Source organism: Acidobacterium sp. S8 (assembly GCF_009765985.1).
Classification (GTDB): domain Bacteria; phylum Acidobacteriota; class Terriglobia; order Terriglobales; family Acidobacteriaceae; genus Alloacidobacterium.
This window is the reverse complement of record NZ_LMUM01000004.1, coordinates 1-24,833: the sequence shown is the minus strand read 5'-3', so window position 1 is coordinate 24,833 and position 24,833 is coordinate 1. Positions and strand designations below refer to the sequence as shown.

At 55.9% G+C, this 24,833-nt stretch carries 22 protein-coding genes; 13 read left to right on the top strand and 9 right to left on the bottom strand.

The annotated features are described in order from the left end of the window. Nucleotides 1–69: 69 nt before the first annotated feature. Both lon and pheA read right to left on the bottom strand, forming a co-directional pair. The gene (gene lon / locus GSQ86_RS00785; protein ID WP_158748056.1) at nt 70–2,511 is read right to left on the bottom strand and encodes an endopeptidase La; all 2,442 of its coding nucleotides are present in this window, start codon (nt 2,509–2,511) and stop codon (nt 70–72) included. 344 nt (nt 2,512–2,855) lie between these two features. Then, nucleotides 2,856–3,680, bottom strand: a complete 825-nt coding sequence (pheA, locus tag GSQ86_RS00780) for a prephenate dehydratase (RefSeq protein WP_158748055.1) — start codon at nt 3,678–3,680, stop codon at nt 2,856–2,858. 124 nt (nt 3,681–3,804) lie between these two features. On the opposite strand from pheA, the gene GSQ86_RS00775 reads away from it, so the two are divergent. Together GSQ86_RS00775 and GSQ86_RS00770 are read left to right on the top strand one after the other, a co-directional pair. Beyond that, a complete protein-coding gene (locus GSQ86_RS00775) occupies nt 3,805–3,957 on the top strand; it encodes a lmo0937 family membrane protein (RefSeq protein ID WP_158748054.1) in 153 nt (50 codons plus the stop codon). A 74-nt stretch (nt 3,958–4,031) separates the two neighbouring features. Next, entirely contained in the window at nt 4,032–4,328 is a 297-nt protein-coding gene (locus GSQ86_RS00770) for a CsbD family protein (RefSeq protein ID WP_158748053.1), read from the top strand. Nucleotides 4,329–4,384: 56 nt separating this feature from the next. Here GSQ86_RS00770 and GSQ86_RS00765 read toward each other — a convergent pair whose 3' ends face one another. The 5 genes from GSQ86_RS00765 to GSQ86_RS00745 form a co-directional block, all read right to left on the bottom strand. Further along, complete coding sequence (locus GSQ86_RS00765; RefSeq protein ID WP_158748052.1) at nt 4,385–5,248, bottom strand: UbiA-like polyprenyltransferase; 864 nt, start codon at nt 5,246–5,248, stop codon at nt 4,385–4,387. Between the two features lie 88 nt (nt 5,249–5,336). Then, on the bottom strand, nt 5,337–6,128 hold the full coding sequence (locus GSQ86_RS00760; protein WP_158748051.1) for a BON domain-containing protein: 792 nt from the start codon (nt 6,126–6,128) through the stop codon (nt 5,337–5,339). A gap of 131 nt (nt 6,129–6,259) precedes the next feature. After that, nucleotides 6,260–10,432 (bottom strand): translocation/assembly module TamB domain-containing protein, encoded by a 4,173-nt coding sequence (locus GSQ86_RS00755; protein ID WP_158748050.1) that lies wholly within the window; start codon nt 10,430–10,432, stop codon nt 6,260–6,262. Then, nucleotides 10,429–11,199: a peptidylprolyl isomerase gene (locus tag GSQ86_RS00750; RefSeq protein WP_158748049.1), complete on the bottom strand. Its 771-nt coding sequence runs from the start codon at nt 11,197–11,199 to the stop codon at nt 10,429–10,431. Before GSQ86_RS00750 ends, GSQ86_RS00755 begins: the two co-directional genes overlap by 4 nt. Further along, entirely contained in the window at nt 11,199–14,354 is a 3,156-nt protein-coding gene (locus tag GSQ86_RS00745; protein WP_158748048.1) for a POTRA domain-containing protein, read from the bottom strand. Before GSQ86_RS00745 ends, GSQ86_RS00750 begins: the two co-directional genes overlap by 1 nt. Before the next feature lie 153 nt (nt 14,355–14,507). Between GSQ86_RS00745 and GSQ86_RS00740 the strand changes: the two genes are divergently transcribed. The 11 genes from GSQ86_RS00740 to mtnA all read left to right on the top strand — a co-directional run bounded on the left by GSQ86_RS00740 (nt 14,508) and on the right by mtnA (nt 23,319). Then, the gene (locus tag GSQ86_RS00740) at nt 14,508–15,533 is read left to right on the top strand and encodes a ThiF family adenylyltransferase (RefSeq protein ID WP_158748047.1); all 1,026 of its coding nucleotides are present in this window, start codon (nt 14,508–14,510) and stop codon (nt 15,531–15,533) included. A 231-nt stretch (nt 15,534–15,764) separates the two neighbouring features. Beyond that, nucleotides 15,765–16,358: an RNA polymerase sigma factor gene (locus GSQ86_RS00735; protein ID WP_158748194.1), complete on the top strand. Its 594-nt coding sequence runs from the start codon at nt 15,765–15,767 to the stop codon at nt 16,356–16,358. After that, complete coding sequence (locus tag GSQ86_RS00730; RefSeq protein WP_254062045.1) at nt 16,355–16,648, top strand: hypothetical protein; 294 nt, start codon at nt 16,355–16,357, stop codon at nt 16,646–16,648. The genes GSQ86_RS00735 and GSQ86_RS00730 overlap by 4 nt, the downstream gene beginning before the upstream one ends. A gap of 37 nt (nt 16,649–16,685) precedes the next feature. Continuing rightward, complete coding sequence (locus tag GSQ86_RS00725) at nt 16,686–17,249, top strand: shikimate kinase (RefSeq protein WP_158748046.1); 564 nt, start codon at nt 16,686–16,688, stop codon at nt 17,247–17,249. Continuing rightward, complete coding sequence (locus tag GSQ86_RS00720; protein WP_158748045.1) at nt 17,246–18,316, top strand: AI-2E family transporter; 1,071 nt, start codon at nt 17,246–17,248, stop codon at nt 18,314–18,316. Before GSQ86_RS00725 ends, GSQ86_RS00720 begins: the two co-directional genes overlap by 4 nt. 102 nt (nt 18,317–18,418) lie before the next feature. Then, nucleotides 18,419–19,420, top strand: a complete 1,002-nt coding sequence (cyoE, locus tag GSQ86_RS00715) for a heme o synthase (RefSeq protein WP_158748044.1) — start codon at nt 18,419–18,421, stop codon at nt 19,418–19,420. A gap of 5 nt (nt 19,421–19,425) precedes the next feature. Further along, nucleotides 19,426–20,430 (top strand): ATP-binding cassette domain-containing protein, encoded by a 1,005-nt coding sequence (locus GSQ86_RS00710; protein ID WP_158748043.1) that lies wholly within the window; start codon nt 19,426–19,428, stop codon nt 20,428–20,430. Next, nucleotides 20,430–21,260: an ABC transporter permease gene (locus tag GSQ86_RS00705; RefSeq protein WP_158748042.1), complete on the top strand. Its 831-nt coding sequence runs from the start codon at nt 20,430–20,432 to the stop codon at nt 21,258–21,260. The genes GSQ86_RS00710 and GSQ86_RS00705 overlap by 1 nt, the downstream gene beginning before the upstream one ends. Nucleotides 21,261–21,282: 22 nt before the next feature. Next, a complete protein-coding gene (locus GSQ86_RS00700; RefSeq protein ID WP_158748041.1) occupies nt 21,283–21,819 on the top strand; it encodes a DUF420 domain-containing protein in 537 nt (178 codons plus the stop codon). Nucleotides 21,820–21,864: 45 nt separating this feature from the next. Further along, a complete protein-coding gene (locus tag GSQ86_RS00695) occupies nt 21,865–22,194 on the top strand; it encodes a hypothetical protein (RefSeq protein ID WP_254062044.1) in 330 nt (109 codons plus the stop codon). 66 nt (nt 22,195–22,260) lie between these two features. Then, nucleotides 22,261–23,319 (top strand): S-methyl-5-thioribose-1-phosphate isomerase, encoded by a 1,059-nt coding sequence (gene mtnA, locus GSQ86_RS00690; protein ID WP_158748040.1) that lies wholly within the window; start codon nt 22,261–22,263, stop codon nt 23,317–23,319. Between the two features lie 30 nt (nt 23,320–23,349). Here the strand turns inward: mtnA and GSQ86_RS00685 are convergent, their stop codons facing one another. Together GSQ86_RS00685 and GSQ86_RS00680 are read right to left on the bottom strand one after the other, a co-directional pair. Further along, nucleotides 23,350–23,877 carry a hypothetical protein gene (locus GSQ86_RS00685; protein WP_254062043.1) on the bottom strand — a complete coding sequence of 176 codons (528 nt, stop codon included), beginning with the start codon at nt 23,875–23,877 and terminating at the stop codon, nt 23,350–23,352. A gap of 9 nt (nt 23,878–23,886) precedes the next feature. Next, nucleotides 23,887–24,660, bottom strand: a complete 774-nt coding sequence (locus tag GSQ86_RS00680; protein WP_158748039.1) for a hypothetical protein — start codon at nt 24,658–24,660, stop codon at nt 23,887–23,889. Nucleotides 24,661–24,833: the final 173 nt, after the last annotated feature.

The window sequence follows — 24,833 nt, the reverse complement described above, 5'->3', positions numbered from 1 at the left end:
CCGGAGTCATGCCTATGCCCTTCTGTATCTATTCTTAGCAATTTTGCCCATCAGGCTTGACGGGTCTTTTTATGCGTCGGCGTGCTGGAGGATCTCTTCGCGTTCCTCTTCGTCCTTCTGCTCTTCCTGTTTGGACTTTGGCAGAGCCACATTGAGGACATCCTCGATCTGGCGGGCATAATGGATCGCTACGCCTTCAATCTGCTCGGGCATCAGGTCTTCTTCCACGTTCAGCCGGTTCTCTGCCGGGAGGATGACTTGCTTGACGCCTGCACGTTTCGCGGCAAGGAACTTCTCCTTGATACCGCCAACGGGCAGGACATTGCCGCTGAGGGTGATTTCACCAGTCATCGCGGTCAACGGATGCACGGGAGTATCAGTCAGCAGAGAGATGAGCGCCGTCGCCATAGTCACGCCTGCCGAAGGACCGTCTTTAGGGATCGCGCCTGCGGGAACGTGAATGTGCAGGTCGATGTCCTTCATGAAGTCCTCTTCTAGACCAATCGACTTTGCGTTGGAACGGACCCAAGTAAGGGCGGCCTGCATGGATTCCTGCATGACTTCGCCAATCTGGCCGGTCATGGTGAATCCACCCTTGCCCTTCATCTTGTTTGCTTCGATGAAGAGCACGTCGCCGCCTGCCGGTGTCCACGCAAGGCCTACGGCCACGCCCGGACGCCGGGTGCGCTCGGCTATCTCGGTATCGACGCGAACTTTGATGCCGCCGAGGAACTCGTGAATGATTTCCTTGTTGACGACGAGCTTCTCCGTCTTGCCTTCCGCGATGCGGCGCGCCTGCTTGCGGCAGACGGTGCCGATCAACTGTTCAAGCTTACGCACGCCAGCTTCGCGTGTGTAATGGCGCACGATGTAGGAGATGGCTTCGTCAGGAAACTCGATGTTCTCGACCGTGATGCCGTTCTCCTTGATCTGGCGAGGGACGAGGTAGCGACGTGCGATGTGCCGCTTCTCTTCCTCGGTATAGCCCTGCAGGTCGATGATCTCCATACGATCGAGCAATGGTGCAGGCATCGTGTCCAGCATGTTTGCTGTGCAGATGAAGAGCACCTTCGACAGATCGAATGGCTGGTCGAGGTAGTTGTCGCGGAACGTGTTGTTCTGTTCCGGGTCGAGAACTTCGAGCAGCGCCGAGGCTGGATCGCCACGGAAATCGCGGCCCAGCTTGTCGATCTCGTCGAGCATGAAGACGGGATCATTCGTGCCTGCGCGACGCAGGTTCTGAATGATCTGGCCGGGCAGAGCGCCGATGTAAGTACGGCGATGTCCGCGAAGCTCGGCTTCGTCATGCATGCCGCCAAGCGAGATGCGCTGGAACTTGCGTCCCAGGGCACGGGCTACGCTGCGGCCCAGCGATGTTTTACCGACGCCTGGAGGTCCGACGAAGCAGAGGATAGGTCCCTTCATGTCAGGCTTGAGGCGACGCACGGCGAGGTAATCGAGAATGCGCTCCTTCACCTTCTTGAGGTCGTAGTGATCCTCGTCGAGGATTTCTTTTGCCTTGGAGATATCGACTTCTTCACCGGAAGACTTTGCCCACGGCAGAATGGCGAGCCACTCGATGTAGTTGCGCGTGAGCGAGTAGTCGGCGGCCATGGGAGACATGCGCGAGAGGCGGCTGAGCTCTTTCAGCGCTTCTTTCTTTGTCTCTTCCGGCATGCCGGCGTCTTCGATCTTCTGGCGAAGCTCTTCGATGTCCTTCTGGGCCTCGTCCTGTTCGCCGAGCTCCTTCTGGATGGCCTTGAGCTGTTCGCGCAGGTAGTAGTCACGCTGCGATTGCTGCACCTGATCCTGCACTTCGGACTGAATTTTGTTGCGCAGCTGCTGGACTTCGAGCTCTTTTACCAGGTGCTTGTTGAGGCGCTCCAGACGGGTGATGACGTTGGTGGTCTCAAGCAGGTCCTGACGATCCGCAGTGGTGAGGAACGGCAGCGAGGAGGCGACGAAGTCGCTAAGGCGCGCCGGGTCATCCATCTGCGAAGCGATAGTGGAAAGCTCGTCGGAAAGTGTCGGAGATGCAGAGACGATCTGCTGGAACTGCGAGAGAACGTTGCGCTGCAACGCTTCAAGTTCCGGTCCTTTTTCGGCCGGGGTTTCAGGGATCGCCTCAACGCTGGCGATCATGAAGGGTTCAGTCTGTGTAAATTCGCCCAGCTTGACGCGCTCCGTGCCTTCAGTGAAGACGAAGAGGCTCTGATTGGGCATCTTTACTACCTTGTGCACTGTCGCCAAGGTGCCGTAAGCATGCAAATCAGCTGGTTTGGGAGTGTCAAGATGCGCGTCGCGCTGCGCGACGACAACGATGGTCTTTTCCTCGCCAAGCGACTGTATAAGTTGGATGGAACTCTCGCGGCCAACCGTGAGCGGAAGAACGGCGTGCGGGAACAAAACCGTATCCCGCACCGGGAGAACGGGAAGAACCCGTCCTTCCGGGCGATCTTCGCGCTGCCTGGGGTCGCTCGGATGAATGACGCTGAGAAAGTCGCTAGCCATGAGTGCCTTCTTATCAGATTATATGATCTGATCGCAATTAATTTTAACTATTTGATTACAAATGCAGTAGAAAGTCGCAAATCCCGGTTCTAAGAGAAAAACCTATTGATACAGAAGAAGTTATTTGTTCCTTCGCGGGGGCTTCGGTCTGATTTCCCTGAAACATGCCAAGATTCTTCCTCCCGTTAGTCGTCAGAATGACGGCGGACATTTTTAGCCGTGCAGAAATTTTGATTCAGGCCAGTTTCTTCCAGTTTGGATGCAGATACGCAACTGAGACGCGCATCTGTTCCTTCCGGACTTTCATCGGCGTGAAACGGTACTAAGTTGAAAGGGAACCGAGATTATTCGGCTTGTGTAGCGGAGCGATATCGTCCGAGCTCTTTCACCATGGAACAGTGCTGGCGTAAGAGATCGAGCGCCTTGTCGGCCTGCGTCTGGGTTGAAAGCTGGAAATCGACATAGAAGACGTATTGCCAGGGCTTTCCCTGAACGGGACGCGACTCGATTTTGGTGAGATTGGTTCCCTGACTGGCGAAGACTTCGAGCGCGGAAACGAGTGTTCCCGGGCGGTTTTCGACGGTGAAGGCGAGACTGACTTTGTCGGCCCTGGAGTCGGGCAGCACATCTTGACGGCGGCGAATCTGGAAGAAGCGTGTGTAGTTCTCGGGATTGTCTTCGATGCCGGCGGCGAGGATTTCGCCGGAATAGTAGTGCGCAGCGCGTTCGCTGGCGATGGCGGCGGCTTTGCGGTCGCCTTGTTCGATGATGTGCTTGGCACTTCCGGCTGTGTCGTAAAAAGGAACAGCTTCGATAACCGGATGTTCGCTGAAAAACCTGCGGCACTGGGCAAGAGCGACGGGATGCGAGTAGGCGCGTGTGAGTTCGGCCAGCTGTGTGCCGGGTACTGCGATGAGGTTGTGGCGGATACGCAGGAGAGTCTCGCTGGCAACGGCTACGTCATGTGCGAGAAGAAGATCGTAGTGCTCGACGACCGATCCAGCCAGGCTGTTCTCGATGGGAATAACGGCGGCGTCGACTTCTTTGGAATTGAGGGCACGAAAGACGTCTGCCGATAAGGTGCAGGGGTAAATGGTTGCCTCAGGAAATTGCTTTGCTGCTGCTTCGTGGCTGAACGAACCTGGTTCACCTTGTATTGCGACCCGCATCCTGCTGACTTTCCTCCAAACCTTTTTTCTTCACGGCAACCCAAAAGGCGTCAAGCGCACCATATCACACCGTGGGCTATTTCATGCGGTAGGCAGCAAGCGAAGGCAAAGGAGAACGACGAGAATGCTTTGGACAATTTTTGTGATTCTGTTGGTGTTGTGGCTGGTGGGTCTGGTGAGTTTCCACGCAATTGGCTGGTATATCCACATCCTGTTGGTTGTGGCACTGATTGTGTTGTTGATCCAACTGATCAGCGGACGGCGCCCCGTAGTTTAACGACGCGCGGGCAATTTGTAAGCTAACCCGTCTCAGCCTTTTCATCGACTGAGACTCTACTCAATGGAGTGGTTATGAATAAGGACCAGGTAAGCGGAAAATTCGATCAAGCATCTGGCAAGGTAAAGGAAAAAGTCGGCGAAGCAGTTGGCAACCAGAACCTGGCCAACAAGGGCCTGGCCGAGCAGGTAAAGGGCGCGGCGAAGGAGACATGGGGCAACGCCAAGGAAGTTGCCAAGGATAATACTGATGCCAACCGTCGCGAGGCGGAAGCCAAGGCAAATGATACTCGGGAGCACGTTTCCAACAAGGTGCAGGACATGAAGGAACGCGTCAACGAGAACATTGACCGGCACAGCAAACCAGCATAGTTCCTACTGTTTCAAAAAGCCCCGCTATATGCGGGGCTTTTCTTTTTGGCAGGAGGTTAACGCCGGATCAGCAAGGCGGCGGCTACGAAAATAAAGAAGACGACGGAGATGACGCCGTTCATGGTGAAGAAGGCTGCGTTCAGACGGCGCATGTCGGTTGGCGAAACGATGAGGTGCTCGTAGAGCAGCAGTGCGGCAACCAAGGCTATGCCGACGAGGGCGATGGGGCCCAGTGCGAAGAGATGAACGAGCCACAGCAGCAATCCGAGCATGGCTGCGTGCATGATGCGCGCAACCCAGAAAGCTCCTGAAATTCCAATGGCACAAGGAATGCTGTTCAATCCGTGAGCGCGGTCATGCTCCGCGTCCTGGCAGGCATAGAGCACGTCAAAACCTGCGACCCAGAATAATACGGCAGCGGTAAGCACCAGAATGCGGGGATCGAGCGTGCCACGAATGGCGATCCACGCGGCCGATGGAGCGCTGCCCAGCGCGAGGCCGAGAAACAGATGCGACCAGCGCGTGAAGCGCTTGGTATAGGAGTAAAGCAATACGATAGCGAGAGCCAGCGGTGAAAGATAGAACGCGAGGCGATTCAACTGCGAAGTCGCGAGGATGAAGAGCACGGCCATGAAGATGGTGAAGGCCGCGACGAAGCCACGTGAGAGATGTCCGGCGGGAATGGCGCGCATGCTGGTGCGGGGATTCGCCGCGTCGAGATCGGCATCGACCCAGCGATTGAAGGCCATCGCCGCGGACCGGGCTGTGACCATGCAGACGACGATCCAGAGAATCTGAAACGAACGAGGCCAGCCCCCGGCTGCCAGCATGGCACCTGTGAGGGCGAATGGGAGAGCAAAGATTGAATGCTCCCACTTGATCATTTCAAGAGTAGTGCCGACGCTTCGCAGCAGTGCCATCTTTGTTCGTAACAGCTCCTGTTAACAGTTTAAGCCAAAAGAAACGGCCCGCCGCAGCGAGGCCGTTGTGATAGCGATGCAAATCAGGCTATTTCTTCTCAGGCTGATTTGCGACGACGAGATTGTTGGTTACCTTGAAGACTCCAGGCACAGAGTTGGCACGAATTCCAGCGGCGTCCTTGTCTGCCTGACTGTCGACTACGCCATAGAGCGTGACATTACCGTTCTGCACCGAGATGCGTATTGGTTTGCCGGGATCGATGGCGTACTTATTCAGGCTGGGGAATCCGTATACTGCGCGGTATACCGCGATGCGGCTGCGATCATCCATCGGCGATACCGGATCGACCTGGATATCGTTGACGACGTCTTTCACGCCCTTGGTGTTGGCGGCTACGGCGACGGCTGAATCGGCATCCACTGGACCGTAGGCATGACCACCGAGGGTTACGACGCCGTTCTGCACCTGCACACCAATTGCGTTGAAAGCCGTGGTTCCATAGCCGACGCGGTCATACTGAATTGCCCTTACGAGCTTATCCTGCAATTCCGCATCAGGAATTTCAGGGCCTTCGACTTCAATATTGTTCTCGATGCCTTTCACGTTCTTGATGCGATGGGCACGCTTGTCGGCATCGGCTTTGGTATCGTAGACATCTACCGTTCCGGTGAGTGTCACGACCCCATTTTCGACCGACGCTTTTACATCTTTGAATTTCGACTTATTGAGCGCCTTGTTTTGAACTTCGGCCAGTATCTGGTTGTCTTTGCCCGCATCCTGAGCGATGGCCATGGTGGATGGGGTGGGAATGAACGCAGGCGAAACCGCCAACAAAGCAGCTACGAAAACAGGAGTGAGACTGCGTAGTACATTTTTCATTTATTGCTCTCCTGGCTGCGCAAACAAAAAAGGATTTAAAGCAGCCGTCTGTTTCCTCGGACACATTCTACCCGCATTTGGTTGCGGTAGCGGTTCGAAAATTTTTTAATGACAGCACAAAGTGATGTGGCCTAACGGTAACGTCTGTGCACTTTAAACAAGAGACTGAATACACCGGATTCATCGCGCACCGCCAGAACGGATACTGTCGACGTTACGTTGACCTCGGCCTGGATCAATTGCTGTGCGGTTGAGTTGATGTTCGTCGCGTAGGTGAGGGTCGCATTTTTTGAGACCTGCTGCGAGACGGTGATACGCGCGGTAGAGTTGCCGACCGAGCCGACCCAGGAAGGATCGATTTTTACGCTGCCACCGCCGAATAATTTTTGAATCCGGCTGCTGATGGTTGCATTGAGCGCGCCGCCGAGCAGAGCGTCTGCCGAGGTATTGACGCCCGCCTGCTGTGCCTGCATGGAGTAAATCTGTTGCTCCTCCTGCGTGCGGCCCATGGCTAAGAGCGAGAAGATGTCCTGCTGGCTCAGCGGCGGCTCAGAGCGGAAGTTAGGCGACAAGTTGTCGGGTGTTCCATGCAGCCCGATAGTGATGTCATAGTCCTCGACGTGCGCCGTGGCGTCGAGGTCGATGGTCGGCTCGATGCGCACAGGATTATTGAAATAAATATCGCCATGCTGCAGCTGATATTTCGTTCCGGCAAATGTGGCGCTACCTTCGGTGACGTTGATGTGTCCCAGCACTGTGGGCTGGGCGACGGTGCCGTGCACGCGTATATCGACGTCTCCGGCGAGCTTGGCAAATGAGTTCTGGAAATCGAGCTCAGGCGCAGACGTGACGTGGATATTCAGCCGCACACGATTTGAAAAGGCATTCGGATCAGGCGGAGGCGCCACGCCGCTTGCGGGACCGCCGAAGCTGGCGAAATCGAGATTCGGGCTGATGGTAAAGCGCGTCAACAGAACGCTGCCGCCGAGTGTAAGGCTGTTCTGCGTGCCCTGCAGACGCAGCTTCGTGTTGATCATGGAACTAATGCCGGCGGGATAGCGGATACGGATATCGGTTCCGGTGGCTGTGAGATCGGAATAGATTCCCTGCTGGTAGGTGATAAAGCCGGTGATGCTGATGTGGCCGCCGCCCGTGACTCCAGTGAGATCTTTTACCTGCAGGCGATCCTGATCGAAGATAAGTGTGCCATTCAGCTGGCTGAGGCCGTTGGGAACGTCTTCGATGCTCATGGCACCATTTGCAAACTGCATCTGCCCGGTCAGCTCTGGGCGGTCTGTGCTGCCACTTGCATCCACGGTGAAGGTGACCTCACCGGAAGATGTGACGGTCGAATCGAGCGTCTGCAGCAGCTTTAAATTGACTGAGCCTTGCGTGTGCGCGTTGATGAGATGGTTAGTGCTGAAGATGCCGACGCGTCCCTGCACACGCAGATCGGTGTTGTCGCCGGTGATGTGAAGCGGATCGAGCTGCATGACGCCGTTGGTGAGCCGAGCATGCAGCGGTCCGTCGCTCTTGAGTGGAATGCCGCCGAGCGCAACCGAGAGCTGGCTGATCTGCACGTCGCCCTGCAGTTGACGCGGCTGGCTCAGCGGTCCGCTCACGGTCAAGACTCCGGAGATCGACGAGTGCCCTTTCACCCCTTGCACGTTGAACATTTCGAGAAAAGGATTGATGTCGAGGTTCGTCAACGATGCACGTGCCTGTGCGGTGTAATCGCCTGAGATTGACGTCTGTCCATTCACCTGCAGCGATGCTGTGCCCAGATGTCCGGCTACGGCCATGAGCAGATTGTTGTGGTCGGTGTGGGCTTCAAGATCGACAGCACCATTCTGCTGACTGCCTACTGTGATCTTTGTCAGATGAGCTGTGGCCTGGATGTTCGGAGCCTGCGCGGTTCCGGAACCTTCTGCAGAAAAGACAAGCTGGCCTGTGATTGGGTATTTCTCACTTTTGAAGTGCTCGGTGTGACTAAGATCGAAGTCGCTGCCATCGGCCTGGAAATGGAACTGCTTTGTGCGCGTTCCGAAGCCGCCGCTGCCTGTGATCCGGCCGCCATCCTGCAGGAACGTGAGTTTTGCGATAGCGATTTCATCGCCAGCAAATTTCAGATCCACATTCAGGCTGTGATAGGGCTCGCCGTAAGCCTGGCCTCCCTGAATGGAAAGATGGCCACCGCCATTCAGATTGTTGATCTGGCCTCCTGCGCGGGCATTCAGATTTACCGTTCCGGTGACTGGAATATTCTGGCCCGCCATAGCCAGAACCTCATCGATCGCAGCATTCTGCACCTGTACGTCGGCACTGATTGCCGATTCCTCGTCGAATGCCTCGTGATGCGCAGAGATATGGTGCGCCTGCACCTGCCCTGAAGCGTGAATGGATGTCTTGCCGTGCGTGAGTACAGCCTGCTGAATGGCGATCAGCCGCGATGAGTATTCAGCATCGGCTACGAGGGAATCCCAGTGGATGGTGCGCTCGGCAGCCACTGGAGCCGCGGTCGGCTGCTGCTCAGGCGGCGTGGGTGACGCAGGAGGAGCCGCGCTCACCTGTTGTACAGCGGGTGCGGGCTCTGCGGCAGGCAGCACGACGTCGAAGTTGTTTGCGACGAGGTGGCCTTTTACATCCGGGTCTACGAGACTGCCGGATACTGTTCCGTGAAATTGCGCCTGCCCCTGCAGATGCAGCGGAATCGCCTGCACGCCCTTCTTTCCTTGCGAGCTGACGCCTAACGCTGTAAGGGCTTCGTCGAATTCACCGAGATTGGTCGTCTCAAGATTTACCTGCAGTGTCGACGGGCGGCTGACAGGGTATACACCGAGGCCTCCGGAGACGTCCACTTGCGTACCCGGCGTGTGCGCCTGCAGCTGCTTGATCTGCACATTGCCGTTCTTCTGAGAGTAGGTTGCGTCTACGACTCCGGTGAGCGGCACCTCGTTTGCGGGGGTCCGTGCTGAAGGCGACAAAATAACGGCGGCGTGCGCGGATAGATCGGAGGCGTCTCCGGTCCAATCGACCGCTCCGGTGCCGACCGCTATTGTGTCGAAGCCGAGCTCTTGATATTCGCGCGGCGCAACGGTGGCCATTAATGTGTGCAGCGTAATGCCGCTGAACTTTGCGCGGATGGTACCCCGCATGACAGACGGCGTAGACGGCTGGCCGGGCTGTGCGAGAGCCGTGCCAAGCCAGTCAGTGAGCCGCAGCTCGGCGGTTACGTTACCACCGCGTGGGATGCGTGCTCGGATGTTGGCGAGAGCGAGTTCTTTTTCGGTTGCGTTCAATTGCGTGTCCACGTCGATACCGCTGATGCGCACGGTGTCAACGTGATAACCGGCACCAGAGACATGGATTGGGCCGGAGAGAACAAATTGCGTCCGTGTTCCCTGCCCTTTTAAGTTGAGATCGACAATGCCGCGGTCCACTCCGTCCACGGGGGCCAGCGCCATCACCTGACGTACGTCGATTTTTCCCTGCGCTGCCAGATTCCATTGCGGGTTCGCGAAATCATTGACGGCGGCTGTTGCGGTGAGGACTGACGATCCGCTCTGGAGCTTGAGCTGCGATACGTTGAGCGTGTTGCGGCCCATGTCGACGGAGAGATCAATCTGCGAATTCAGTGGCGGCGCTTTTCCCTGCTGCGCTACAACGTCGGCAGCATGCACCGTCGCCAGATAGTGATCGCGCAGCGGAGCATAGGTGACGACGACGCCAAGATCATTGGCGGCGAGATTAAAAGGTGTTGTGCGTTGATTGACGATGGCGACGCCGTTATGAACTTCGGTCCTGCCTACCTTGAGATCAAAGAGCGTGTCCGTTATCGGCTTGCCGCTACTCTCGGTTTTCGGAGTGGGCTGATTCGTCGAGCCATTCGGATAAACGATGAGATGGATGACTGGATGATCGGCTTCGAGGTAATTCAGGTCTACCTTCGGACTGAAGAAAGAGAGTATTTTTATGCGGACATAGATACGGTCGACGTGAGCATAAGGAATCTCGCCGGGCGCCTCGAGACCGTGGATCGTCAATTCATCGGCCTCAAATGCAAGATGGCGTATCGACCACTTGAATACACCGAGTTCGACGCGTCCGCCGGTGGCCTGCTCGAGGGTCGAAACCAGCTTTTCACGCACCAGATTCTGGAACTGCTGCGTAGAGGCATACCAGATGATTCCGCCGACCAGCAGAAGCAGAACAACAAATGCGACTGCGAGCACACGCAGCCACACTTTCTTCTTTGGCGCGGGCGCTGGCGGCGCGCTGGGCGGCGGCAGTGGCTGCGTACTCACTCTCCACCCTCATCGTCAGAGCCGCTGTTTTGTCCGTAAGCAGGATCGAGAATCTGCACGCTGCCCTGCTCACGCAGATTTTCCAGCCAGTCATGCAGCATCGAATTCACCTGTTGCTGGAGCAGAATCTCCTGAATCCGCGGGGCGACGCTGTTGAGCGTTGGCGCTTTCTGCTTCTCTTTTTCAAAGGTCGGCACAATGGTCGCCTGATAATACTTCTGCATGTCCTGCCGCGAGATGCGGATGCTTGAGCCGAACCGCAGGTTGATGAACTTGAGAATCTCAAGACGCTGGCGCCAGTAGGCTTCTACTTCATCCTCAGTCAGTAAGTTTGCCTTGAGAAATGCATGCCAGCCCTCGTCGGTGGTGCATTTAGCGCTTTTGCAAGCCGGAAGATCTTCGCGGAGCTCGGCAAGGCTCTTGTGTACTTCGTCGTCGGTTACGGCATATTTGATTTGCTGCTGCTCTCTCATCTGCCTCAGCATCAGATTGCGGGTGATGAGTCTGCGCGCGGCACGTTCCTTCGTATTCTGTCCTTGCGGAGCGATGATGGGCTGCAAAACGACGAGGCGCATCTCTTCATGCACATCGCTCTCCAACAACACATCCCCGTTGACGAGGGCGATGACACGATCGAGCACGATCGGCTGCTCGCCGGAAGCCGGCGGCGCAGTATTGGCAGGCGCTTGCGCCAGGACACGCCCGCACAGGCAGATTCCGAATGCTGCAAGCAGCCAGGCTCTTCGTATCTGTATCCGTCTCATCATCAGAATGCCTGCCCGATGCTGAAGAAGAAGTTGAAATGGCCGGCCTGTCCTACATGCGGATTCTCAATCGGATTCGTCGGATTGGAGTAGTCGTAGATGATGGGATAAATCGGCGGATTCAGGTTATAGCTGAAATCGAAACGTACCGGCCCTATAGGCGTGTGGTAGCGTGCACCTAATCCGACGGCATGGGAAAAATAGTTGAAGCTGCATGTCCCGGCTCCGCCAGTGCTGGAATCAGAATGTGGAACTTCCTGGTCAGCCAGACTCAGGTCTTTACAGGTATCTCGATGGGGCTGTTGCACGCGGACGAAGCTGGGCCAGATATCAGAGGCGTTCTCAAAGACGTTCCCCATATCGTGAAAGAGCACGAAGCCGAGGCTGTTGCCCACGTATGGCAGCGTCGGGTTGGGCATGCGAAGCTCGGTACTGTTGATAAATGCGCCTGCTCCGCCGATTGGAAAGCCCGTCACCGAATCGCGCGGTCCAGCGGCGTTGATGCCGAAACCGCGATGTGATTGCGCGCCGCCGGCATAGAGCCGTTCCGGCAGCGGAATCATCTGGTACTGTTCTCCTCCGTAAGAACGCTCGGCGGCGTATCGTGTACTGCGAGCCACGACCCACCTGTTCAGGTTGCCGAAGCGGTAGAAAGTGGAGTTGGTCGCGTCGAAGCGGTTAAAGTCGGCCTCCGATCCAAAATGCGAATCAGCCCACGATTCCTGAATTGTGTTGTATGTGCCGCTGACGGCGTCGAGAGGAGTGGGCGTGCGTGTGTCGCGAATCCATGTAATTCCGGGGCCGCCGACGCGCACCGGTTCGGAGACCAGTGGAATTTCATCCGGCGCAACCTGCACGCTGTTGGGATCGACTTTTACGCGGCGATAGCTGAACAGATAGATCAGAGTGTTCGGCTTATTCACGTGATGGGTCACGCGAACCGATCCCTCCAGGCGCGACGATGCATAGGTTGTTACATCCTGCGCATTCGTGTATCCGCCGGAAAGAATCGCATCGAACTTAGGGTTATTAAATAGATGGGGATTGGAGAAGATGAACTGTACCCTCTGCTCGAGCGAGCCATAAGTTGTGTTCAGCGAGATGGACTTGTCGGTGCCGCGCAGGTTGATGCGTGAAACATTGAACAGCACGGCCGGCGTGACGCCGGTATTTCCGTTCGGGCTGCAGTGGTAGGTCGAGGGATCAATACCCAGTGCGATCAGCGAAGACGGATTGAGGCAATTGCTCTGCGGGTTTCCGGTCTGAGCCTGAAAGCCGAAGCCATAGCTGAGGGCCCAGCGCCGGGCCTCGGTGAATTGCAGCAGCACATTTTTACGCAGCTCGTAGCCTTGCGGATTCTGAATGGCGGTGTTGACCTGGTTAAAGAGCGTGAGGTCGTAAAGCTTACGCTGCGTGTCGAGCAACGCGGTCTGATTGAGAGGATCGCCTGGATGGATCAGAACGCGGTCCTCGATCGTTGTAGGACGGGTGTAATGCAACCCCGAGATCAACACGCGATTGACGAAGACCTGCTCGCCCTCGGAGATATCCATGGTTATATCGATAAGATTCGCATTCGCTGATGACGGCCTCTGCGTCAGATTTACTTCTACTTTGCCGAAGCCGTGGCTTAAATAGTAAGTCAGGATTGCATCACGATCCTGTGCAATATTCAGCGAAGAATAGGGCTGGCCTGACTGCGTATTGAGCAGCGGGGTAAGAGTAGACAGTGGAATCTGGCCCGATCCATTGATGACATAGGCGCCGATGCGTTGCTGAACGCCTTCATCGATGGTGTAGTCAATGCTAAGTTCGGCCTCTTTCAAAGGCTTTCCACCCTCAGTATCAATATCCTTCACTTCCGGTGTCACTTTCACATTGCTGAAACCGTTGCTTTGATAAAGGGCGACGATCGCGTTCACGTCGGCCTGCCCGAGAGCCTGGCTGTAAAGCCCATGCCGATACACTACCGTCGCCTTCTCGACGCTCAATCTTTGACGAATCAGAGTGTTGTCGAAGTACTTGTTCCCCCGAATATTTACTGCGACGACCTTGTGCACTACGCCCTGCGTGACGGTGAAGGTAATGATGGAATGCTGTGGGTCGACCTTCGCCTCTTCATGCGTGACCTTCACATCGAAGTAGCCGTCACGCTGAAAGTAATCGCGGATGCGGCGGTCGCCTTCGTTCAACAGATCCTGATCGACCGTGCCTTCCTCGTAGACGGGCACAAGATCCTTGATCTTTCCCTTGCTGAGATTGGCGCCATTTACGAGAATTTGAACGAGCGGGCCTCTTTGAGTGGTGAAGGCGTAATCGAGATGATTTACGGGCGGCTGATACTCGCGCGAATCCAGCTTCACAGTGGCTTCAAGGCGGTCCTTCTTCTGATAATTCTTCCGCAGGCGGCCCAGTGCGCGGCTGACCGTATCGCGATTGACCTTCGAGTTCTCCTTTAGCTTGCCCTTCTTTCGAAACTGTTCGACCGTCATGTCGCCGTCGCCCCGCACGGCGACATTTCCAACTCGCACCTGCATACCCTGCACAATCTGAAAGGCGACACTTACCTGAAAATTTGAGTCGTCAACCGTAGTACTGGCAAATATCTTTGCCTGGTAGTAACCGTTTCCCTCCAGAGTCTGCTGAATAAGCTTCTGCGCTTCGAGCAATTTGCTGTCGGTGAAGATTGTGCCTGCGTTCATTCTCGTCGCCCGCTCCAGGACACCGGAGAGGCGTTCGCTCTTCACTCCGTTGACGGTCACGCGGCCAACAAAATAATTTGGTGCGCCGGTGAAAATGATCGTCACCGCGTTTCCGTGACGCACGCCTTCCACGGAGATGTCCTTGTAGAGGCCGGTCTCGTATAGACGCCGCAGACTCTCGCGCACTTTCATCGGGTCGAGCGCCTGGTGCGGCTGCTGCGCGAGTTGATCGGGCAGCGGAGCAAGCCGTTCATCGTCAATTCCCTTGAATTGCACCGCCTCCACCTGCAGCCCCGCCCAGCTGCGCAGGGTGCTGTACTGGACCTGATCATCGGAAGGAGCCTGTGGCTGCGTAGCCTGTGCAAAACAAACGGACAGGCTGGCCAGAACGAGGGTGCCTGCTCCGCGAACGGCTTTGCGCCAGATACCAGTCCAGAATTTGCAGCAAAAATCCAATCGCTACCCTCGATCCCCGAGCTTTAGGATGCAGCCTTGCATCTTTCGGCAAACTTCCTCCCCGAAGATGGAAGCGCCGTCAACTTTCTATACTAACCAGAGACGTTTAGAGCCGAGGACATAACTAAAATGTCGAGCAAGGAAAGGGAAACCATGCAGACCGCACAGGTTGCCGAAAGGTATTCACGTCAGATTTTATATCCCGGAATCGGCGTGGAGGGACAGCAAAAGCTCAAAAAAGCCCATGTGGCGATTGTAGGATGCGGAGCGACGGGTGCAGCTTCGGCCGGCCTGCTTGCCCGTGCCGGCGTGGGTACACTCACACTGATCGACCGGGACTTTGTGGAAGAGAGCAACCTGCAGCGGCAGGTGCTTTTCGATGAAGAGGATGCGCGTTTGGCTTTGCCGAAGGCGGAGGCTGCGCGGCGCAAAATTATGCTTTTCAACAGCGAAATAACAGTCAAGCCACAGATTGCCGATCTTGTCCCGGCAAATATTCACGAACTGCTTTCCGGCGCAGACTTGGTTCTCGATGCCACCGACAACTTCGAAACCCGCTACCTTATCAACGACTACGCGGTGGAGCAGCAAAAACCCTGGATCTATGCTGCGGCGATCGGCGCGTATGCGGTCACCATGAATATCGTTCCTGAAGAGACCGCCTGCCTTGCCTGCATCTTTCCCAAACCGCCGGGCGGCACGGTGGAAACCTGCGATACTGCTGGAATTCTTAATTCCGCCGTGAACCTTGCTGCCTCGATCGAGGTAACGGAGGCGCTCAAACTGCTCACGGGAGCGAAGGATAAGCTACGACGAAGCCTGCTGTCGTTTGACCTGTGGACGAATGAGCGTTCCGAGGTTGCTGCCAGCCGTCCGAGGGCGGACTGCGAAGTCTGCCAGCAGCGGGATTTCGCGCATTTACGCGGCGAAGGCCGGCCTCACATTACTCTCTGTGGCCGCAACTCGGTGCAGATTCACGAGCATCATCGGCCCGTCGATTTCGCTGAAATGGAAGCGAGGCTCCGGCCGCACGGCACGGTTCGCTTCAACAATCTGCTTCTGCGTTTCGAGCGCGACGCCTATATTATTACCGTTTTTGCCGATGGACGAGCGCTGATCCAAGGCACCACGGACATTACACAGGCGCGCAGCCTCTATGCACGATTTATCGGTTCTTAGCGAGCCAAGTTCTCATAGCGGCAACCATATGCGGTGGCAACCATTTGCGGGCGATCGCCTTCTTACCTTCAGCCCTAAAAATGTTTGCAACGAAACGGATTCTTCATGAACCTTGCACTAAAGACGAAATCCGATAATCCATTGACGGAAAACGCAAAGCGTGGAATTTTCAAGACAGGCGGACTGCGGATGAACGCAAGACCTACGGAAGAACAGAAACCCATACAACACATGCGCAGAAATCCCCCGATCGCAGGCGAAGCCGAGGCTATTGCAAAGGCCCAGGCTGGCGATGGGCACTCATTCGAAATTCTTTATTCACTACACAAACGTCGGGTCTATTCCCTTTGCCTGCGTATGCTGGGCAATGTTGCGGAAGCCGAGGACCTGACCCAGGAAGCATTTCTTCAGCTTTACCGTAAGATCGGCACCTTTCGCGGTGATTCTGCATTCTCGACGTGGCTTCATCGTCTCGCCGTGAATGTAGTGCTCATGCACCTGAGAAAGAAAGGCTTGCCGCAAGTATCACTGGAAGAGACGCTGGAGCCTTCACAGGATGACGGCCCACGTAAAGACATTGGAGAGCGCGACCTCGTTCTGTCGGGCTCCATCGACCGTGTCGCCCTGGAGCGCGCTGTTGAAAACCTGCCTCCCGGCTACAGACTAGTTTTTGTGCTGCACGACGTGGAAGGTTATGAACACAACGAAATTGCGGACATGCTGAGCTGCTCCATCGGTAACAGCAAGTCGCAGTTGCACAAAGCGCGCATGAAGCTGCGCGATCTTCTCCGCTCCGGCCAGAGGAAAGAGGAGTCGATTGCATGAGCAGTGCACGCAACCTGCAAGATGGGACATCAATGAATTGCGCGGAATTTCAAGAGAAACTGCCTGAACTGTTCGAATCGGGCGCAAACGTAAGCCAGGAAGAGCATGTGCAGGGCTGCGAGACTTGCTCGGCGCTTGTGAGGGACCTGGAGTACATCGCAGCGCAGGCGAAACTGCTATTGCCGATCCACGATCCCAGCCCGGTGGTCTGGGACAACATTCAATCAGCGATCCGCAGCGATCATGGAGCGGACAGCAAAACTGCGGTTCACTCTGGCAAACGAACATAGCCTGCGGCGTCAAGCGTTCTTATAATGCAGAGAACGCATGGAGATAAAGGTCCAATTACCAGCGAGCATCTCGCGGGTCGTCCTGGTGGGATTTATGGGCGCCGGCAAATCAAGTGTCGGCGCATTGCTCGCGCCACGGCTTCAGTGGAGTTTTCTGGACGTAGACCATGTGCTTGAATCGCGCATGGGCACTTCGATTGCAGAGATGTTTGCGACGTACGGTGAAGCGGAGTTTCGCCGACTGGAAGCGGATCTGATTCGGGAATTGCTGGATGAAGATCGGCTGGTGCTGGCGCTGGGGGGCGGGGCTATGGAGTCGTCGGCTACACGCGAACTTTTGCTCCGAGCACCCGATACCTGCATAATCTTCCTGAAAGCTCCACTTGAAGTATTAATTTCTCGCTGCGAACAACAGCCAGGAGCAGCAATTCGCCCGGTGTTGAACGATCGTGAGCGTCTGCTGACCCGTTTCGAGTCGCGCCTGCCGCACTATGAAAGTGCGCACATGACCGTAGAAACAGCGTTCCTGAATACCGAGGAAGCATCGCAGGTGATTTTCACCGCAGTTAGCGCCCTGCTCAAGGACAATATCCCCGCATGACCGATACGCTCGCCCCACGACGCCGGAGCTTACGCAGCGATATCGTTTTTACATTTTCTCTAGCAATCGGCCTATACCTCGCTTGGTATGTGCGCGAGGTGCTGGTGCTGCTGTATGTGAGCGCCCTCTTTGCTGTTGTGCTGATGCCTGTGCTGGGCGGCATCATGAAGCTGCGCATCGGCAAGTGGAGTCCCGGGCGCGGCGCTGCTATCGGTATTCTCTTCCTCGTTGCTGCGGGCTGCATAACGCTTTTCGCCGTTTTCGCGCTTCCTCCCGTCGTGCGGGATATTCGTGAATTCATTAACGAAATGCCTACACGAGGGCCGCAACTGCTCTCTCGTGTCCGCCGCATTCCGTTAATGCAAAGGGTGGATGTGGCGACCCTGAATGAGAAATTGCAGGACTTTGCGGGAAATTTCGCCACTTATATGCTGCTCTCGATCCGTCATTGGGCGAACAAGCTCTTCGACATCATCACGGCCATCATCCTCACTGTCTATTTCATGCTGGAAGGGGAGAACGCATATCACTGGGTCCTGAGTTTCTTCCCCGTCGGCATGAGGCAGCGGCTTGATATGACGCTGGCTCGTGCGGAACGCCGGATGGGCAAATGGCTACTGGGCCAGGGCACGCTGATGCTGATTCTCGGCGTTTCCAGCACCATTCTCTTCGTCGCGCTCAATGTTCGTTATGCCTATGCGCTCGGGGTGTTGATGGGACTCTTCAATATCATCCCCATCGCCGGAGCGATCGTTACCGTCACACTCGCGATTCTTGTGGCCGCTATCGACTCCTGGGGGCGCGTTCTCGGCATTGTCATTTTTTACGCGATCTACGCGCAGGTGGAAACATCGTTTCTTACGCCGCGCATCATGCGCTCCAGCGTCGATCTGCCTGGTCTCGCTGTGATCGTAGCTCTGTTGCTGGGGTCTGCCTTCGACGGTATCGTGGGCGCCATGGTGGCGGTACCGACGGCGGTTCTCGTTGCCGTGCTGCTGAACGAATATGCGGTCAAGTCCGAGCCAATCATCTCTGAGCCCAAACCTGTAAGTTCTATTCAGATTTAAACCAAATTTGAAAAACTTTCGCGGAAAACTCGCAGCCGCCTCTCGCTTGGTATGATGGGGAGTGGTCCCAGCCGCACAATTCCCCATATTCCGGGTAGCCCAATGACGCCAGCCGCGTCGGCGCCGCCGGCCCTATCCGCTACTGTCACCGAAGAACGCTCCACGGTTGCGGCAGCGGGAGACGGCCATCCCCATCTTCGCGCAGGCGAAACCGCTTCGCGCATTGCGGATTACGCTGAACTCTTCAAATTTCGCGTGACTTCGCTTGTCGTGATGACGGCGTGGGCAGGTTTTTATCTCGGATCGATGCGAAGCGGCATCAGCAGCGTACAACCGGGTTTGATTGCTGCGTTGCTTGGGATCGGTCTGGTCTCCGCCGGTTCCGCTGCCTTGAACGAAGTGCTGGAGCGCAAGCTGGATGCAAAGATGATCCGCACGGCGCAGCGTCCGGCTGCTTCCGGACGCATCAGCCTGACCCACGGATTGATCCTAGGCATGTCCGCCATGATCGCCGGGGCCGTATGGCTTACATACGCGACGAATCTCGTCACCGGAACACTGACGCTGATCACCGCTTTCAGTTATGTAGCGATATATACGCCGCTCAAGCGCTACACCACACTCGCTACTTTCATCGGGGCCTTTCCCGGAGCGATGCCTCCGTTGCTGGGTTGGACGGCTGCGCGCGGCACAATCGAGTGGCCAGCGGTTGCGCTCTTCGCCATTCTTTTTGTCTGGCAGTTCCCTCACTTTATGGCCATTGCGTGGCTTTACAAAGAAGATTACGGACGCGCCGGCATTCGCATGCTGCCGGTGGTGCAGCCAGACGGCTGGTCCACGGTACTTGAGGCGCTGACGTACGCGGTGCTGATGATCCCGGTCAGCCTGTTGCCCGTCTATCTGCACATCGCAGGTAAGATTTATGGAGTCACCGCCCTGTTGCTGGGCCTTGTTTATCTGGGATACACCATCCGCTTTGGACGCATCACACGCGCTCGCAGCATTGTGGAGTCGAAGATGTATGCACGTGATCTGCTGAAGGTCAGCGTCATCTATCTGCCCGTGCTGCTCATTGTTCTCATGCTGAACGCGTCAGGAAAGTAGTTTCTATGGCAACCGTGATTCGATCAACCCCAACGCCTAAGAACCTCACCGGCAACAAAGCCGGGGAGCTGCAGCCCATCAGCATCGTCGACCTGAGCCACAATTACGGAGAGAGGACCGCGCTCGACCATCTTACGTTCCAGGTGCGGCCTGCGGAGATTTTCGGCTTACTCGGACCGAACGGCAGCGGCAAGACGACGCTCTTCCGCATTCTCTCGACGTTGATGGTGCCGACCGGCGGCAAGGCTTATCTTCAGGGATTCGACGCTGCGCGTGAGCCGAATAAAGTTCGCCAGCAGACCGGCATCGTCTTTCAGGCGCGAAGCCTCGACATCAAACTGACCGTCGCTGAGAATCTGAAGCACCAGGGACATCTTTATGGTCTGAAGGGCGCTACGCTGAAACGCCGCATGGAAGAAGTACTGGCCCGCGTTGGATTATCGGACCGCGCAAAGGACACTGTCGAAACTCTCTCCGGCGGGATGCAGCGCCGAGTCGAGCTGGCCAAGGGTCTTATTCATTCACCTTCGATTCTGCTGCTCGATGAGCCTTCTACCGGCCTCGATCCTGGTGCGCGTCGCGATGTGTGGCAGTACCTGCGCATGTTGCGCGACGAAGAAGGCGTCTCGATTCTTGTGACCACACACTTGATGGAAGAGGCGGAGCATTGCGACCGGCTGGCCATTCTGAACGAAGGCAAACTGGTAGCGCTGGGATCGCCGCTTGAGTTGAAGTCAGAGATTGGCGGCGATGTGGTTACGTTTGAAACTGCGGATGCATTAGCGGCAGAAGCTCTTTCGCAGAAAATTGCCAATCGCTTCATCCTCTCTCCGTCGGTGCTGGGAAATGCTGTTCGGCTGGAGCATGAGCAAGGCCATAAGTTCGTTACAGAAGTGGTTGAAGCCTTTCCCGGCCTCGTGGACGGCATCTCGGTGGCCAAGCCCAGCCTGGAGGATGTCTTCATCCAGCGCACTGGCCATCGCTTCTGGACGGAAAGGGAGTCAGCGTAATGGCTACTGTTGTTGCAACCGCTTCCGCTCCCCGGATTCATCAGCCGCGAAAAGTCGGCATCTGGACGCCCGCATACACGCTCTGGCTTCGCGAGATCGTGCGCTTCTATCGCCAGAAGGCGCGCGTGGTCGGCGTGATCGCGTCTCCGCTTCTCTTTTGGTTTGTCCTTGGCTCTGGCTTCGCTCACAGCTTTCATAGCGGCAGCGCCGGATCAGGTGAATACCTCGGCTACTTTTTTCCTGGCGCCGTGGTGATGATTGTCCTCTTCACCGCGATCTTCAGCATGATGTCGCTCATTCAGGATCGCAACGAGGGCTTTCTACTTTCGGTTCTTGCTGCGCCGGTGAGCCGCTCGTCTATTGTGCTGGGAAAAGTGCTCGGCGGGGCCACGCTCGCCTCGATTCAGGGAATTGTCTTCCTCGTCTTTACGCCATTGATCGGTGTGCATCCGAGCCTCTCCGCCATTGCCGTCAGCGTCGCTGCCATTGTGATGATCAGCTTCGAGTTGACGGCTCTCGGCTTCGCCATCGCGTGGCCGATGGATTCGCCGCAGGCCTTCCACGCTATCGTGAACCTGATCCTGCTGCCCTTATGGATGCTTTCGGGCGCGCTTTTTCCGGCCAGTGGAGCTTCGGGCTGGCTGCGCATCCTCATGCGGCTCAACCCGCTCACTTACGGGGTCGATGCGCTGCGGAATGCTCTCTTTCCCGCGCAGGCGACAGAGTTTTCGCTTGCTATGAATCTGGCAGTTACACTGGCTTTTTGCGTGCTGACCTTCGCCGCTTCATGGGCCATCGTCAATCGCCGGACCAACAAACCAGCTGCCTAACCGCCGAGGTAAAGAACTGAAGATGGAAGCAACACAAACGACTAGCCGGACACCCATCGCAACCATTATCGGTATCAGCGCCGTGGCTACACTCTTTCTGTTGTGGCTCGTTTATGTGCATCCGCCGTCGCAGGAATATGCGTCACGCCTGCTCTTTCTGCCTGCGCTCAATGCGCTTTTTAATGCGATGAGCGCCGCAGCGTTGGTGGTTGGCTTTTCCTACATTCGCAAGCGTAATATCCCCGCGCACCGGGCCTCGATGATTACGGCTTTTGTCTTCTCATCGCTCTTTCTGGTTACGTATATCACCAACCACGCACTGCACGGAGAAATGCGCTTTCCCGGTCACGGTCCGGTACGGACGGCTTATCTTGCGCTCCTTATCAGCCATATTTTGTTATCCGTTGTTGCACTGCCGATGATCCTGATCACCTTTTTCTTCTCGCTGACAGGCCGCTTTCCTCAGCATAAGAAAATTGCCCGGTTTACTTATCCGATTTGGCTTTACGTATCTGTGACGGGAGTGATCGTCTACGCCATGCTTGCGGTATGGCGGTAAAAGTTAGTATTCGACGCTTTTCATCATTGAGGTAAATTTTCAGCCATGCCGCTCGTGACCGAACAATCGCCGGAACACCAGCCGCTCCTTACGAGTGATGAGCCGCTGAATATTCCAGCCGAATCGGGCGATGGAACGCGGCAACTACTGCAATCGGGCGGCGGAACTCTGGCTGCCGGCGTCCTTGCTGCGGCGCTGGCTCACTTTGTATTCGGCGGAATTGGAAAACAAGGGCCACATACAAACTCCGGCTGGCTTGCGCTTATTGTCGCCATGATGTGCCTTCCCTTTGGCTTTCTGCTGTCGCTGCTGGGGATGGCGAAGTGGCTGCGAAACAGACGGATTAAGACCGGTTCCGGGACCGTACGCCGGTAAAGCCGTATTCTCTGATCGTCATCCTGACCAGCATCTAGTTCTGCGTCCTTGTAAACTATAAACAGCATGATTCCCACACTTGAATGGACTCAGGAAGGCGTACGCTTCCTCGATCAGACGAAGCTTCCGCTTGAAGAAACTTATGTGCTCGCCACCAGCTACCAGCAGGTCGCTGACGTCATTACGACAATGGTGGTGCGTGGCGCGCCCGCTATCGGCGTTTCCGCCGCGATGGGCATTGCGCTTGGAGTGAAGCAAAGCAAAGCCGCGACCATCCCGGAGCTGGCCAAGGAATTCGATACCATCTGCAACACACTCGCAGCCACGCGGCCGACAGCCGTGAATTTATTTTGGGCGATTGCCCGGATGCGGGATCGCTTTGCTGCATTGACTGCACAGGCTGGGATTACCCGCAAGGCGGTAGCCGACGCGCTGATCAAGGAAGGGCTCGTCATGTACGACGAGGACATTGCTGCCTGCAAGTCCATGGGCGCGAATGGAGCAGAGCTTCTGCCAGAATCCGGCGGTGTGCTGACACACTGCAATGCCGGCGCTCTCGCTACCTGCGGCTATGGAACCGCGCTAGGCGTCATCCGCGCTGCTGTCGAGCGGGGTCAGGCTATTCACGTATATGCCGATGAAACCCGCCCATTCCTGCAGGGGGCGCGTCTTACCGCTTGGGAGCTGATGCACGACGGCATTCCGACGACGGTGCTTTGCGACAATATGGCCGCAAGCCTGATGCGCCAGGGGAAAATCCACGCGGTTGTTGTGGGTGCTGATCGTATCGCAGCAAACGGCGATGTGGCGAACAAGATCGGGACGTACTCTGTCGCCATTATGGCCAAAGAGCACGGTATTCCGTTTTATGTTGCCGCGCCGTGGTCGACCATTGACCTGGCTACCCCGACTGGAGATGAAATTCCGATTGAACAGCGCGCCGAGATCGAAGTGACGCACCATGCCGGAAAACAGCTTACGCCGCACGGTGTAGGGATTGAGAATCCCGCATTCGACGTAACACCGGCAAAGTATGTGACAGCCATCATTACAGAGCGCGGCGTATTACGCGCGCCGTATGCTGAATCATTGATTGTTTTGGAAGCCGCTGCCGCGGCGAACTAGGACAGGAAAGTCCTGTAACCTCGATTGAGGTTACAGAGCTTCTGCAAGAACGGGATAAAGCAGGTACTGATTTGTCTCGTAAAGTGCTAGGAGACGCTTGGTCATCAGATAGTACGAAGCTGCTGCTTGGTGCACGTAGAACGGAACCCGCAGACGGCCGCTGCGCAGACGCGCTCCCCAGCGAACCCGGCGAACCGCACGCTTCAAAAGAAGCGAATCATGGCGGATGCGTTCGGCCACAATAATAGATTGATCGTAGTTCCAGTTGCGAACGTAAGCAGCCAAGGCGATCATGAGATCCGCATTGTGCTCCATGCGACGAAGCCCCTCTGAGCCACCAATCAGTCCCCAGATCTCATCCGGTTCCAGGCGAAGCTGATTTTTTTCAGGATTCAGATGGTCGAGCGCAACCAGCTCGAGCCCGCGCATATGCATTGGCTCGATGGAAGAAACCAGGGTTTGCCAGTCCTTAGAAAGCAGCTTGCGTGACCGGATTTGCGCATAAATCAGCGCAATAACCGCAACCACTCCAAACGTACCTAGTGCGAGATATCCCATTGGCAGCCTTTAGTGCTTCTCTATTTTACGTATGCTGGTCAATTCTGACTGCAACTGCTGGTGCAGGTTATCGAGATAAGCCTGCATATTAGGAGCAAGTGTACGACGTTCGGGTTCCGGACGCCATAAAGAAATTATCCAATAAATTGTGACAAAGAGATAGGTAAAAGTTCGGAAATAATCTAGTGCCTTCCCCTGCCATCTACCCACAAAATGGCTATAACCGCCCTCCGAGAGGAGGGCGACAGCGGCCCATGCCGCCAATCCTTCACCGATTCGCATGACGTGATTATTTTTAACGAGCCCCAAATAGCTAGATGCAAACATCATGGAAACAACGAGTTCCACGATCAGCATCGATGAAAAAAGATTCCCTTTTTCGATCCAGAAGCCTATCGGGATGGTGAAAGTCGGCTTTATAAAGTATGCGATGACCGCAGCGACTGCTGCGCCGACGACCGCGAGGAGGGAAAACATCTTTTTGGCATCCTGGATCCAGAGACCACCAGGTTTTAATACATTGCGCGCTATCTCAAAAATAATCCCAAGTTGAACGGCCAGATCGATGCAGGAAGCACTCCAGTAAGCGGATGTGTACGAGCGGTCGCTGCCGTAACGATAGATAAAAAATAGAGCTACGGTTCGTAGGCTGTTGAACCCTATCCATGCGGTAAATACCGGAAAACTCTTCCAACGTTTACGGGAAAGCAGCACAAAAAGGAGAACAGTGTTCCCCGCAAAGCCAGCCGCCCATAAAATTCGGTCTAATACCGACAGATCCACGGTACGATCTTAATCCTGCTCGCGTCTCTACAGCAGGCGATTTGTAGAAATTCATTCAGACTTTGACGGTTACGACAGTGTGCTCACAGCTGCCACGATAGTGCCCTTCGGTCGGGGATCGGTTCCGCTCACAGCTGCCACGATAGTGCCCTTCGGACGAGGATCGGTTCCGC